General features: G+C 39.8%; 14 protein-coding genes. 4 read left to right on the top strand and 10 right to left on the bottom strand.

Annotated features, from left to right (window positions below):
- The first annotated feature begins 7 nt into the window (after nt 1–7).
- From fliQ to rcsA, 3 genes are all read left to right on the top strand, one after another.
- Nucleotides 8–277 (top strand): flagellar biosynthesis protein FliQ, encoded by a 270-nt coding sequence (gene fliQ, locus Q1A40_RS09090; protein WP_299999433.1) that lies wholly within the window; start codon nt 8–10, stop codon nt 275–277.
- Nucleotides 274–1059, top strand: coding sequence for a flagellar biosynthetic protein FliR (gene fliR, locus Q1A40_RS09085; protein ID WP_299999431.1), 786 nt, complete (start codon nt 274–276; stop codon nt 1057–1059). Before fliQ ends, fliR begins: the two co-directional genes overlap by 4 nt.
- Nucleotides 1060–1381: 322 nt before the next feature.
- Nucleotides 1382–2005 carry a transcriptional regulator RcsA gene (gene rcsA, locus Q1A40_RS09080; protein WP_299999429.1) on the top strand — a complete coding sequence of 208 codons (624 nt, stop codon included), beginning with the start codon at nt 1382–1384 and terminating at the stop codon, nt 2003–2005.
- Between the two features lie 475 nt (nt 2006–2480).
- On the opposite strand, the gene dsrB is transcribed toward rcsA, so the two are convergent.
- Nucleotides 2481–2669, bottom strand: a complete 189-nt coding sequence (dsrB, locus tag Q1A40_RS09075) for a protein DsrB (protein WP_299999427.1) — start codon at nt 2667–2669, stop codon at nt 2481–2483.
- Between the two features lie 360 nt (nt 2670–3029).
- Between dsrB and yedA the strand changes: the two genes are divergently transcribed.
- Entirely contained in the window at nt 3030–3941 is a 912-nt protein-coding gene (gene yedA / locus Q1A40_RS09070; RefSeq protein ID WP_299999595.1) for a drug/metabolite exporter YedA, read from the top strand.
- A gap of 138 nt (nt 3942–4079) precedes the next feature.
- Here yedA and Q1A40_RS09065 read toward each other — a convergent pair whose 3' ends face one another.
- From Q1A40_RS09065 to sicA, 9 genes are all read right to left on the bottom strand, one after another.
- Nucleotides 4080–4553, bottom strand: coding sequence for a very short patch repair endonuclease (locus Q1A40_RS09065; RefSeq protein WP_299999426.1), 474 nt, complete (start codon nt 4551–4553; stop codon nt 4080–4082).
- Between the two features lie 37 nt (nt 4554–4590).
- The gene (locus Q1A40_RS09060) at nt 4591–5280 is read right to left on the bottom strand and encodes a phosphohydrolase (protein WP_299999424.1); all 690 of its coding nucleotides are present in this window, start codon (nt 5278–5280) and stop codon (nt 4591–4593) included.
- 195 nt (nt 5281–5475) lie between these two features.
- Complete coding sequence (locus Q1A40_RS09055; RefSeq protein ID WP_299999422.1) at nt 5476–5862, bottom strand: hypothetical protein; 387 nt, start codon at nt 5860–5862, stop codon at nt 5476–5478.
- A gap of 56 nt (nt 5863–5918) precedes the next feature.
- Complete coding sequence (locus Q1A40_RS09050; RefSeq protein ID WP_299999420.1) at nt 5919–6164, bottom strand: acyl carrier protein; 246 nt, start codon at nt 6162–6164, stop codon at nt 5919–5921.
- A complete protein-coding gene (locus Q1A40_RS09045; protein ID WP_299999418.1) occupies nt 6161–8215 on the bottom strand; it encodes a hypothetical protein in 2055 nt (684 codons plus the stop codon). The genes Q1A40_RS09050 and Q1A40_RS09045 overlap by 4 nt, the downstream gene beginning before the upstream one ends.
- A gap of 209 nt (nt 8216–8424) precedes the next feature.
- The gene (locus tag Q1A40_RS09040) at nt 8425–9516 is read right to left on the bottom strand and encodes an IpaD/SipD/SspD family type III secretion system needle tip protein (protein ID WP_299999416.1); all 1092 of its coding nucleotides are present in this window, start codon (nt 9514–9516) and stop codon (nt 8425–8427) included.
- Between the two features lie 53 nt (nt 9517–9569).
- On the bottom strand, nt 9570–10823 hold the full coding sequence (locus Q1A40_RS09035; protein ID WP_299999414.1) for a type III secretion system protein: 1254 nt from the start codon (nt 10821–10823) through the stop codon (nt 9570–9572).
- A 36-nt stretch (nt 10824–10859) separates the two neighbouring features.
- Nucleotides 10860–12698 carry a type III secretion system translocon subunit SctE gene (gene sctE / locus Q1A40_RS09030; protein ID WP_299999413.1) on the bottom strand — a complete coding sequence of 613 codons (1839 nt, stop codon included), beginning with the start codon at nt 12696–12698 and terminating at the stop codon, nt 10860–10862.
- Entirely contained in the window at nt 12699–13253 is a 555-nt protein-coding gene (gene sicA, locus Q1A40_RS09025; protein ID WP_299999412.1) for a type III secretion system translocator chaperone SicA, read from the bottom strand.
- Nucleotides 13254–13293 lie beyond the last annotated feature (40 nt).

Genomic DNA, 13293 nt, shown 5'->3' with positions numbered 1-13293 from the left:
AAATAAGATGACGCCAGAATCCGTAATGATGATGGGCACCGAGGCTATGACCGTTGCTCTGGCGCTGGCAGCCCCTTTACTGTTAGTCGCCTTGCTCAGTGGCTTAGTTATCAGCTTGCTGCAAGCGGCAACGCAAATAAATGAAATGACGCTGTCATTTATTCCAAAAATCCTCGCTGTATTTATCACTATTGTTGTTGCCGGCCCGTGGATGCTTAATCTATTGCTTGATTATATGCGAACTCTATTCACCAATTTACCCTACATCATTGGATGATACAGATTGACAGCAATCAGTGGCTTGAATGGTTAAATCACTATTTCTGGCCACTGTTACGGGTGTTAGCGCTGATTATGACAGCACCAGTACTGGCCGAGCGCAGTATACCTAAACGAGTCAAGATAGCGTTAGGCATTATGATAACGGTCATTATTGCACCGTCTCTGCCAGTGGCATACATTCCTATTTTCTCACTTGATGGTTTCTGGCTTGCGATGCAGCAATTATTAATTGGTGCGGCGCTGGGATTTACGATGCAGTTTGCCTTTGCAGCTGTGCGTACAGCCGGTGAGATCGTCGGATTACAAATGGGACTCTCATTTGCCACTTTTTTTGATCCCGGTAGCCGCCTTAATATGCCGGTTCTTGCCCGATTTCTGGATATCCTGGCGATACTGCTATTTTTGACCTTCAATGGCCATTTATGGCTTATTTCCATGCTGGTTGATACGTTTCATACCTTACCTGTTGGTAATGTGTCGATTAATAGTCAGGTATTTATGACATTAACGCGTTCTGCCGGACTTATTTTTATTAATGGCTTAATGCTCGCCCTACCTCTTATTACCTTACTACTCACGCTGAATATCGCCCTCGGCATGCTGAACAGAATGTCACCACAACTTTCTATTTTCGTCATTGGTTTCCCTGTAACCTTATCGATTGGCATGCTAGTTTTTTCAGCAATGATGCCGTTAGTTGCCCCTTTCACCGAACATTTATTCAGCACAATATTTGATCTTCTCGCTAATATTATCCACGAACTCCCCCGCCTCTGATTTTAAATTTGAGACAAAAAAAGGCTCAATTGAATATTCAGTAATAGTCAAAAAGCACTAATAAACCTCATCACAGTCGAGTAATATAAAAATATTACCCACTTTTTTGTTACGTGTTTACTGCGAAAACTCCTGAAAAATAATAATATCCTTTACAGAATAGCGTTTTCATCTTTAACTAATCAAGCGTAATAGCGAAAGTAGACCCCATCGAAAATAATATATCATACAGCCAATAAGCGAGTAGTTATTATTTATTAAAAAATCCAAATATCGCAGATAAAACTAGAGCAATAATAAGATATTCAGAATTGAGGTTATTATGTCGACAGTCATCATGGACTCGTGTAGTTATACCAAGCAAGGACTTATCTCTTATCTGACGAGTAGAGGAATAAATAGTCAGAATATTTCTGGCGTAGAGACAATAGCTGAACTGGCAGATGCCTGTCAAAGTACATCTCCCCGGGTAGTATTTATTAACGAGGACTGCTTTATTCATAATGCAGAATACAGCTTTCAGATAAAAAAAACCATTAACCTGCATGCAAAAACTCTTTTTCTGGTTTTTATGGCAATAGCCAATGCAAGTTTTGATGCATTTCTACGAGTAAAAAACAATCTATTGATCAGTTCAAAATCAATTAAACCAGAGTTTTTAGATGAAATATTGGAAGGTTACTTACAAAGAAATGGACAATGTATTGCAGGTATTAACATTCCAGTATTAACTTTGAGCAGAACTGAAAACTGCATTTTAAAACTCTGGATGGAGGGGCAGGAAACAAATAAAATATCAGAAAGAATGAAAGTGAAACCGAAAACTGTTTCATCGCACAAAGGAAATATTAAGCGAAAGATAAAAACACATAATAAAAAAGTCATTTTCCATGTTGCACGACTCACTGAAAATATGACAAGTGGCATTATTGTTAACCCTGATTAAATGTTTACAGTTTTTAACAGTTCTGTGTTTTATCCCCTAAATAATTCGAGTTATATGTAGGCAACAAGTTCAAACCGTCGATGAGCATAGATAACTATGTGATTCGGCGGCCCTCAATACGGCAACACCCAGGCAACTTGAAGTATGACGGGTATAATCAACCTGAAAATGGCAATAACAACGTTGATTCACGCCATCATTTCTGGCTACAAAGAACAAAAATGCCACACATTATTTTCGAAAGCATTTTTTATAACTGACTTTGTGTTTCTGTGGCCTAATGATACGAGTCTGCCAACGCACAGTAGAATCAAAAGACCCTATTATATCTGTGCCCTACGTGCTGACGGGCAAAGAATATAAAAACATAACATGTGAAGAGATTTCGTGAGTGCTGCCATTTTACAGCCATCATTATCTCTGGCATCGGAAGAGAGTTATTTACTCTCTCCGGATACAGAAAGTCCTGAGTATGCTACCCTTTTTTTTCAACAAAAATACCATCCGGATGGCCTTCCTCATTAAAGAACCAAACCCCTAAAGGGTAATCTTCAAGAGAGACCAGATACATCGTTCCTTCGCTGAAAGATTCAACAGCCATCACAACGCCGGAACGTCTTGGACCACCATCAGTCTTCACCGTCACATGATCATTGATTTGCATGGATTTCTCTCCCGTCTTTTTCTAACGTCTTATTGAACAGAGCACTAATCATTATCAACATGGTAGCAGGTACTCTGTTTACTAAGCCAGTTATCTGCACGAGATAAATAAAAATCATTATCAATGTTTTCTCCAATAGAAAGTCAAACGTCCCTGACTGTAATCTTCTCAAGATGCCCCAAGCTCTCTGCCCTGAAAAGCCGCCCTTTAAGTCGGTTAAAGGCATCGGTTTCCCCACGCAAGTTGTGCTTGCTTTGTCAATAAACATTAACAAAACAAGCACAACTAAAATGCTCGCTATCTGTATTTTTTTAGAGTTTACTTACTGACTTTATTGAAATATCACGAGGATGTATGCAACTGCGATCGGCTCGATTACTTCCCCTGATAGCCGCACTTTTCTCCTTATACATCATTTGGGGGTCGACCTATTTTGCCATTGCTGTCGGAGTGCAAAGCTGGCCACCGCTATTGATGGCTGGCGTGCGTTTTATCTGTGCAGGTGTATTAATGATGGCAATACTGCTATTAAAGGGACACAAACTGCCTCCCTTACGACCGCTATTAAATGCAGTACTGCTTGGTATTCTACTGCTTGCCATTGGCAATGGTCTGGTCACTGTCGCAGAACATCAGCAAGTTCCCTCTGGTATTGCCGCAGTTATGGTTGCCACCGTACCGTTATTCACCCTTTGCTTCAGTCGTTTTTTCGGAATCAGAACCCGGAAACTGGAATGGCTGGGTATCGCGATAGGTTTAGTCGGGATCGTGTTACTGAACAGTGGAGGAAATCTGAGCGGCAATCCCTGGGGGGCACTGCTAATTTTACTGGGTTCAGTAAGCTGGGCGTTTGGTTCTGTTTACGGTTCACGTATTGAGTTACCAAAAGGGATGATGGCTGGTGCTATTGAGATGCTCACCGCCGGTTTTGTTTTGCTGGCCGCATCTATACTCGCAGGTGAACGGCTCACCGCTATGCCAGATACAGCAGGTATACTGGCGGTTGCTTACCTGTCCATTTTTGGTTCTGTCATTGCCATCAGTGCGTATATGTACCTGATCCGTAATGTAACCCCGGCCGTCGCGACCAGTTATGCCTATGTAAATCCCGTGGTGGCCGTACTATTAGGAACAGGTTTTGGTGGCGAAAGTTTATCTCTTATTGAATGGCTGGCACTCGGCATCATTATTTTTGCCGTTGTTCTGGTGACACTGGGAAAATATCTTTTTCCAGAAAAAGCGATAGCTTCTCCTTCGGAACTGAGCAAATAATTTTAGCTGTACCCAAAATAATTCGAGCCGCTCCGAGGCGCAAAGCGTTGACAGACGATGGGCACAGGCAGGGTTTGTGATTCAGCAGCATGAACGCCAGCAATCCCAGACAACTTGAAGCATGTCGGATATGGTTTCTTATAAAGCCAGTTGGTGTATGCCTTGTGTATCGATCTCCGCATGGCATACGCCAGAATATATCCATTCTTCCAGTCGTTCCGTGAGGGCTTGTGGTGACAGTTTCTTCTTCCATCTTAAGGAACATTCCCATACCACTAAAACTCGCCAACCCAGAGCAGCCAAAGAGGTCATATTTCGCCTGTCGCGGGCAGCATTGTTTTTCAGTTTATGAAGCCAGAACTCATGGCGTGTTGCTGGCATTTTAAACAAATAACAGTGATGTTGATGCCAGAAACAGCCGTGGGTAAAAATAATACAGCGCTCACTCTCCAGAACAAAATCAGGTTTTCCTGCAAGTGAAGCATCCTGCATACGGAATGGAATACCACGCTCAGTCAACAGTGCAGCCAACTGTTTTTCGATCGCCGTATACTGAGTTGCGATAGCGCGCATATTCTTGCTACGGATCTCTTTGCTATGAACATCAGCCATGCAAACTCCTGAATGCTATCAAGCTGGCTATATTGGTTTAAGAAAAGCGCCGAATCACCGTTTCATCAACCTGTAAATAATCACCGGTGAGCTCAGCACAAAGCTTAGCCATATACTGAATCAGAAAATCTGCATTATGCCGGGCAAGCATTTTACCGGTCTCTGTTTGCATTGTATCGGGTAATTTAAGGAGCTTATTCTGGAAGTGATCCAAAGCATAATAGCTGTCATCGATTGGTCGATGAAGAGCCAGAGGATCATCACTGTCAAATAGCGGTCGACCGAGTGCTCCTGAAACATAAAATACACGAGCTAATCCAATAGCACCTAATGATTCCAGCCGATCCGCATCCTGTACAATTTTTGCTTCTATTGATTCAGGAGTGATGGCAGCACTAAAACTATGCGCATGCACAGCATGAGCAATAGCGTCATAATATACAGCGGGGAAGTCAGGAAAATGCGTTTGTAAAATTCTTATTGTTTCCCGAGCAGCTAGCAAAGAGGCTTGCTGGCGCTGGGGACTATTCTTCGGCAAATTTACGATATCATGAAAATAGCAGGCGGTCAGTACGACCAGATCACAAGCGGTTTCTTCTTCTGTCATGATGTGCTGTGCCGTTTTCCAGACACGCTGTAAATGAGCAATATCATGGGCTTTGTCATCATGATTCCAGTGTTCACGCAGATAATATTCAAATTGTTGCTGCCATTTCAGCAGTGACATAGTGATACCTCATATTTTATTCTCACTGAGATACCTACTATACAGCAAATTATCTGAGTTTATCCTGAACAATAACTTAACCACGATATTTATTAGCTATCATTTATCTATAGCATGACGTATACATTCATTCACCTGCCATCCACAGATATATTACAAAAAGCCAGCAGTTGCTGGCTTTTAGAAAAAACCGAATTAATTAGCCTGTTTCTTATTAAAACAGTAATTTAATTTGGCATGCATCTCCGACTTCATTTTATTAAATTCATCTCGCCCGATGTTTTGTGAGCGCGTATTCTCAACGGTGTTCTCGGTTACATTTTCAACTTTTGCAGATGAAGGCTCAGCCTGATATAAAGAACCTCTATCATCGTTATAAAACTTGCTCTCCACTCCTGAAAAAGAAAACATTTTTTGTAATGAAATAAATGAGTTCGAAATTGAATTTAAAAGAGAAATAAATCCACTCTTTATTTCACCTGCGACTTTTTCAGCAATTTTTTTACTTCCGATTATCAGGTCATGACTGAGTTTTGGTAAATCTTTAAAACCATTCACATACACTGAAAATAATAAACTCATACAGATATCCTTTTTTATACACAGGGTTTATATTGCATCGTAAAAAACAGAATAATTCACTTCCTTAATAAAAATGCCGTAATGTCTCCTACTGTTAATGCATTTGATATATTTGACTCTTGGATTGTCACATTGAATTCTTCAAGGCGAATTATAAAATCAATCAACTCCACTGAGTCCATTGCTAAATCAATGATGAGACTATCATCAGAATTAATATTTTTAATCGGTGTGCCATTAACCTCATTGATAATTTTTTTCACAATCAGAAAAGCATCTTCATGCGTTATTTTCGGCGTCATAAACCGCTCGCAAAATTACTGTCAGATATTACATCATTAAGTTTATCTCCTGGCTGGCCATTAAGATAATTAGCCAGTTCATTCAGATTAGCAGCATGACGACTAAACGGATCTATAGTTCTGTCAGTTGTATAAACCGGTGAATATTTAAATGTATCGGGTGCTCGTTTAAGTGGTTGAAATTCTGTTTCATTAATATTCACGCGTGATAGTGAAATATCATTTCTTTCATCATTCAGACTTAAAGGTTCTCTATTGGTGGCTCGCTCATTATCCATCAAATGTTGGGTGTTCATTGTCTCGAATCTTGTCACTAATTGCGGCACTGAGTTATTAGAACGAGCAATATTTTTTATCCTTCCAATTTTTTCAGTGCTTGCTGGCGGCAATCTTTGTTCAGGCACAGAAAACGTTTTCGCAGTTAATTCTGACAGCGTCTTCTGATGGATATTGTTTGAACTCATCGAAGCTGATATCTCAGTCAGGAGTCCAGATAATTCTTTTGTTACCTGGTTAGCTGCAGACTGTAAATTATAACTCAGAATCGAGGATGTTGACGCTTCACCTGCTCTCTGGCCGATATTATGCTCAACTGACACCATTTTTTGTGTGGCGCTGACACTTGCGGCTTGTGCCATCAGTGGCCGAGGTAAACTCTCAATAACTTGGGCTAATTGTGGCTGTGGTAAAGGTAAACTCTCAATAACCTGAACTAATTGTGGTCGCGGTAACGGTAAACGCTCAATAACCTGGGCTAATTGTGGCTGTGGTAAAGGTAAACTCTCAGTAACCTGGGCTAATTGTGGCCGCGGTAAAGGTAAACGCTCAATAACCTGGGCTAATTGTGGCTGTGGTAAAGGTAAACTCTCAGTAACTTGGGCTAATTGTGGCCGCGGTAAAGGTAAACGCTCAATAACCTGGGCTAATTGTGGCTGTGGTAAGATGCCAACAGTATGGTTTGTCTGCGAGGATAGCAATGTCTCAGAAAATTCTGGGAGAGGCTCGCATTGAACAACACTGTCTACATGATTGGCAAATTTGTCCTGCCCACCATTTTTAGCTCGTCCCCAGTATAAATCCATGAATTTTTCAACCAAACGCGCTTTTTCATTTCCCAGTTCTTCATTCGGTGTATTCAATAACGCAATTCCATAATCGATCTCTGATGCAGGAACACGTCCCGCTGCATTGCCGCCAACCGTTCCATTGCCTCCATTCATTGTATTATTGATAGTGACAGGTACATAACCATTCCCCGCAGGAATAGTAATAGCAGAATGCTCGGTCTTAGGTTGTTGTAACACAGACGGCAATGAGGGGCTATTTTTCGATATATTACCCAGTGGAGATCCATCTGGACGTTGATTAACCTGATTGATGTTATGGTGTTTCAGCGTTTTTGCTAATGATGAACATGCATCCTTGATGAACGTTCCACTGCATATGATATCGGACCATCCTTGTTTCTCCTGACGTAACGCTTCAATTTGCGTTTCAATAACCGCCTTACAAGCCATCATCTGCACTAAAAAAATATCATCATCGGATATCTTTTCATTATGCGTTTCGTGGTGATAATGCCATGCATCACGGCAATTTTGAATATACTCTTTAGTATGTGCTCTAAGTGCTGACTCACCATATTTTTGGAATAGATAACCCAGATCCTTCGCACATTTCCCGTCTTTCGTAAATTTCTCATCTGACTTATTAAATTCAATGAAAATCCTGTCAACAGCAGAAAAATCTTCAGGCTCAATATAGTCATAAATAATTCCCAGCATACTTCTTATTGCATCCCCCCTATCATTGTTATGATTCTCAAACCATTTACCTGGTAAATTCTGTAAAACCATTTCATCAAATAGTTTATCGGAAAAATCAGTTTGACTCGGCAACTTTATAAAATCCTGCTGGACATCTTGAAGGGTAACTTCCGTAAAAGCGGAAGCAAAGCCGCTCTGAAAAGATTTAGTCGATTTATTAGATTTTACAGGCCCTGAAATTAGCTCACTAATAACAGGCTTGGACTTAGGTATTATATACACCATAATTTAATCCTTTTTAACTTTCTCAATTTTATTCACGCGCCACAACATCTTTAAAAGATAACTTATGGTAGATTGACTTACTCCATATTTTGTTAGGCGCAATTGAATATTAATAATTAAAGTAGACTTAGATAACCAGCTTCAGATAAAAATAGTCATTAATTTACTGAAATTCTATATTGTAACATGGCGACAAGATGCGTTTATTTTCACAAAGACTTAAATACATCTCTGGCACTCTCCGCTAATGTACTAATTGAAGAGCTGAAAATTTTAATGAAGTTATCGAAAGTATTATTTACATTCGTATAACGCTGGGCAAAAGACTGCATGTTACTTTGGAAAGCGTTCCCGCTAGCATTTATTGTGGTCAGCCATGCCTGATAACTGGCTGTTGATACTTTGCCATTTTTTATTCCCGTAGGATAAGTTCCTGAGACCGTTTCATATTGTTCTAAATCAAAACTGATCTGTCCATTCTTATCGATTTTATATGCCGGAGCTAGCGCGGCGGTTTGCTGTTTTTTTTGTTCCTCAGTCATATATTCCCACCCGGGAACGCTACCGAGTTCAACACTTAACTCATCGAGATCTTTTTTAAATCCATCATAGCCCTTTTCCATTTTATCCTTATCAAATGAAACATTATTACCATCATCACCAGCAGAGACTGCTTCGGCAGAGGACGTCAGGATATTTTTATCGAATGATGCATACAATTCAGTGTATGAGTGCAGCAAATCAGCATAAAAATCGACACTATCTGTTTTAATTACTCCGATAGTCTCAATCATTCTTTTCCATATATCACCATAGCTCATACTTGTCGTGATTTTATCGTCAGCCGCATGCTCTTTTTCCAGCATAGCTGGCGATGCTACAAATTGTGCTGACGCTGATTTTCTGTAAAGTTTTTGATTTCTAATCTCATTCAGAATGTTATCTGATATATCAGAGTTTTTTTTTGCAATCTTATTTCCATTATTAAAACCATCAAAGGATTCAGGTAATTGAATGTGATTACTTTTGAGAGCGTTGATTAGATTAAATAATTTATCACTTTTAACATGATGAGTATTTTCATTAAACTTATATTCATCGATTATGGATTCTATATCATTAATTGTATTTTCTATTTTCGGAGAGGATAATGCCTTGATAACATCCTTAAGAAAATCTTGATGTTTTTCTTGAGATGGCTCAATATTTTCATTACTCAACACAGGTGTTTTTTTTAAATCCGCATCATAAGATAATATAGGTGGCTCTATATTCGGCCGATACTCCAATGGGGAAGACATATAATACTCCTTGCTATAACAGGCCAGGTTTTATCCGACCTGTTATGTTAGATTTAACGTATTCTGTCGGCAATAGCCGATAAAGTACTATTATTACTGTTCATCATATTTTCAATCGCTTGATTTAATGCAGCTTTAGACTCAGCAGATTTTTTGGCTGCATGTTGATGGGTATTGGATATTTCATTATTTACATTCTGATCCGCACGAGCCAGTTCTGCTTGCTTCGTTTCATTAGCCGCTTCAACATTGAATGCACCATCAATAACTTTCTGACTAGAATTAACGGCCACATTGCTATAATCGGACGTTACACGCGTCTGACTCGTCTTAAGCTGTATCTGGTTATGATCATTACGTTTGGTATCACTAAAATCTTTTATTTTCGATGCACTTGCATCCATCTTACCGGAGACCGTATCACTTAATGATTTTCCTTGGTGCAACAGATTATCTGTGGATGAAGCGATTGAAGACTGATGGGTACCAAGTTTGGCTTCCATGCGGGATGCCGAAGCAAGATTATTATTAATAGATTTTGACTCAGTTTTCAGAGCATTGATGGTGCGAGTGCTGGTTATTCCCTGGCCTACAAGCCCAAGCGAACCAGAAGTGATCGCACCGGTCATACGCTGCTTCTCGGCATCAATGAGTTTATTCCCTGAGCGATCCGCTGCCTCAACAGCACGCATACTCGCCTTCGCGGAAGCATTCAAAAATTGACCTTCTTGAGCTGTTAAAACGCGTGTGAACAAATTACTCAATTCAAGTTTTTTTATATCCCCCGTAATATTGATGAACTGCCCTCCTGAAGCATCAGCCGCAGTGATATCTGTTCCACCTTCTACAGGAGTCCGGGCGTGTGTAGCATCAGTAGCAGGTGCTGTCGACGAAGAAGAAACCGGTGCAGCCTTAGTCCCAATAGCAGTGCTATTGGCTGTTTGATGCGGGTTTATTTGTGCATTAAAAACCATTGCCGCTGATGCGGCAGCACGTTCCAGTTTATTAATATCTCCACCTTTCATCTTCGTAATTAAACTCATCAACTCATCCTTCTGCTCTGAGTCAATTTTCTCACGTCCGACAGGTGGCGTTAATAAAGCCGGTAGTGTATTGATATTAAACATCACACTTTGATCATGAAGAATAGTACCCATCATCCCTGGCTGTGTCGCTAATGTAACAAAAGATCTTACATCAGTAGTTAACGGAGGGGCATTATCATCTTCGGATAATTTTACAATGTTATTTCTCTGTGTTTGCTGAATAGCATAATTATGGCTATCTGAAATAGCGATATTAGTCATAAGTTATATTCCTATTTGTAAGTAGTGTGGAAGTTTTCATCCTGCAACAGTGCTCATTTTCCTGGTAACATATTGTCCCGTTTGCATATTATTTTCTGCAATTGACGATATATTCCTGATAATTGAATCAGTTGATTCTATTCGTGCTGTAAAAGACGCTACGGCACGTTCTAGCATTTCATTAAGAAGATCTTGTAATGCTGTATTATTTAATAAAGCAGCTTTGATTTTTGCAGCATCAACCTTCATATCTGCAGTAATAATGTTTCCTGTCGTTTGAATTGCTGTATTTGCTGTAGTAGCAGCGGACAGCGCCATTTCAGTACGTACGCCAAATTGTGCTATTTTGGCTTCTTGCATGCCCATAGCCCCTCCCAAACCCTGCCCGATTCGTTTGAGTACGTCACCAACAATATTGTTCATGGCTTTATCAATTACATTAGAGCCAATTTTTTTGGCAACTGTGCTGGCTAATTTACTCGCGAGACTCCCAGCGGCAACCACAGCCGCAACCATTATTACCGCTGTAGCTATTGCCCCCATAATTTGTCCTATCATTTTAGCGGTAGAGTTATCAATACCAACAGACTCCAAGATCTTCGCGTATACACTACCAAGTAACTCCATCATAGGTTGAATAACAGATTCCATTAGTGGTTTCATCGCTTGAGCTATGAATGAAACACCATTTACCGCCTGGTTAATTTCATCACCTATCGCCAATGCCAGACCGATTGCGGCAAATGCCAGAGATGCACCACCAGTAAAAATTGCAGCAGCAAAACTTACTACTGTAATCACCCACCCCAGAACTTTGCCTATACAACCCATAACTTTTTGCATTTCTTCTGATTTACGAACGCTCTCCTCATACTCTTGCGCTTTTTTTTCTGAATCTTTTGCTGCTGCTTCGGATAACTTCATTTTAAGTTCTGCAGTAGCTTTAAGGTTATTACTCGCGCTCTGATCAATCAGCTGAGATATTAATGCCATAAGAAAAGTTAAACTATGCGATTGCTGATCATTCTGTTTTCGCTGGTTTTCTATTGTACTTTGTTGCTGTGCAGACAGGGTATTTGTCAGTTCTCGGGATTTTTCTAATGTCATATTCAGTGCTTGTCGGGAGGCGGTCTCGGCCTTGATTGCCGGATTTAAGACATTCTGAGTATGCTGATTTAATGCTTGAATTTTTTTATCAACGGTGCCTTGAGCAGCTATCACCTCTTTTCTTGCATCATCAATTTGTTTATTTAATTCTGATGACACTGGGTCTTGTCCTTGAGCCTGAGATTCTAATTTACTCAATGCTGCCTGCTTACTTTTCAGATCAAACTCGGCAGACTTAACCTCTTTCTCAAGTTGAGCAGATTTTTCTTGAGCTTGCTTTAGGGCATCAAAACTATTCGCCCACTGCTCACTCTGTAACTCTAACTCTGCTGCAAGTTCTGAATAACTATTCACAGCTCCGGCCATACTGGCATTATAGCTATTAAGCTGAATTAATTGTTTATTCAGTGAACTATCGGTGACTAATTGACTTATTCTACTTAATAACTCCACCATTTGAGCTGAGGAATTCGTTGCCGTATTATTGGTATCGGCAGCCGGTTCCGTTAATACAGGCATATTTTGACGAGCTATATTAACAGCACTGCTATTTCCACTTATTGCATCTCTGGTATTTTCCAATATGCTAATAAGTTGTTTGGGCTGTAATACTTGTAAAGCATCTTTAATATTACCTAACTGGGGATGGTCTTTTATCGCTGGATTGACAAAACGCTTTGCCTGTTCACTTTGTTTTTTTAGCTGATTAATTTCAAATTCAGCCTGGTTATTATTGATATAGTCAAAACTTTCAACGTGAATGCTCATTCATATATCCTCTTTTGTTTCTTCTGTTGGCCCATCCTCGACTTCTTCACTATTTATTTCATTGAGAGCTAAAAGATAGGTACTGGCCCGTTGATTTAATACCTCATCGTCACATCTGTTCACAACGATTTCAAAACATTTGCGAGCCTGCACAGAACGACGTTGCATTAAATTACACTGCCCGGCATAAAACATGGGACGATAATCATCTTTTGAAAGAGAATAAGCTAATGCATAAAAATCAATAGCCTTTTGATAATCCTTTTTAAGTTGATAGACCGCAGCTAATCCCATTGCATATTCCGGATTATAAAAATCATATATGCAGAGAAATCTAAAGAGTGACTCAGCATCATTAAGTTTTCCATGATGATAGAAATCGTAGGCTAATTTATAAACATCGTTCATAGTATCGTTTGAGACGCCATTCACATCCTTCAGTGTGGCTCCATTCTGAATAGCTTCCAGTAAACTATCAGAATATTGAATAACATCATTCTCATCATTAAAATGTTCTTCGTTACCTGGTGTGTCGCACATATGCTTGTTATCCATTCTTACCTCTTACACTATTTATTTTAAATACCAAAAAATT

The sequence above is a fragment of the uncultured Cedecea sp. genome, assembly GCF_947498825.1.
In the GTDB taxonomy this organism is placed as follows: domain Bacteria; phylum Pseudomonadota; class Gammaproteobacteria; order Enterobacterales; family Enterobacteriaceae; genus JGM124.
Note: the sequence above shows the minus strand (reverse complement) of the source record. Positions and strands in the feature narration are given on the sequence as shown.

Coding starts and splice junctions, on each gene's coding strand:
- dsrB (WP_299999427.1), bottom strand. CDS start 2,669: ATGCAAATCAATGATCATGTGACGGTGAAGACTGATGGTGGTCCAAGA.
- Q1A40_RS09060 (WP_299999424.1), bottom strand. CDS start 5,280: ATGTCACTGCTGAAATGGCAGCAACAATTTGAATATTATCTGCGTGAA.
- rcsA (WP_299999429.1), top strand. CDS start 1,382: ATGTCGACAGTCATCATGGACTCGTGTAGTTATACCAAGCAAGGACTT.
- Q1A40_RS09055 (WP_299999422.1), bottom strand. CDS start 5,862: ATGAGTTTATTATTTTCAGTGTATGTGAATGGTTTTAAAGATTTACCA.
- sctE (WP_299999413.1), bottom strand. CDS start 12,698: ATGAGCATTCACGTTGAAAGTTTTGACTATATCAATAATAACCAGGCT.
- fliQ (WP_299999433.1), top strand. CDS start 8: ATGACGCCAGAATCCGTAATGATGATGGGCACCGAGGCTATGACCGTT.
- Q1A40_RS09035 (WP_299999414.1), bottom strand. CDS start 10,823: ATGACTAATATCGCTATTTCAGATAGCCATAATTATGCTATTCAGCAA.
- sicA (WP_299999412.1), bottom strand. CDS start 13,253: ATGGATAACAAGCATATGTGCGACACACCAGGTAACGAAGAACATTTT.
- Q1A40_RS09050 (WP_299999420.1), bottom strand. CDS start 6,164: ATGACGCCGAAAATAACGCATGAAGATGCTTTTCTGATTGTGAAAAAA.
- Q1A40_RS09040 (WP_299999416.1), bottom strand. CDS start 9,516: ATGTCTTCCCCATTGGAGTATCGGCCGAATATAGAGCCACCTATATTA.
- Q1A40_RS09065 (WP_299999426.1), bottom strand. CDS start 4,553: ATGGCTGATGTTCATAGCAAAGAGATCCGTAGCAAGAATATGCGCGCT.
- fliR (WP_299999431.1), top strand. CDS start 274: ATGATACAGATTGACAGCAATCAGTGGCTTGAATGGTTAAATCACTAT.
- Q1A40_RS09045 (WP_299999418.1), bottom strand. CDS start 8,215: ATGGTGTATATAATACCTAAGTCCAAGCCTGTTATTAGTGAGCTAATT.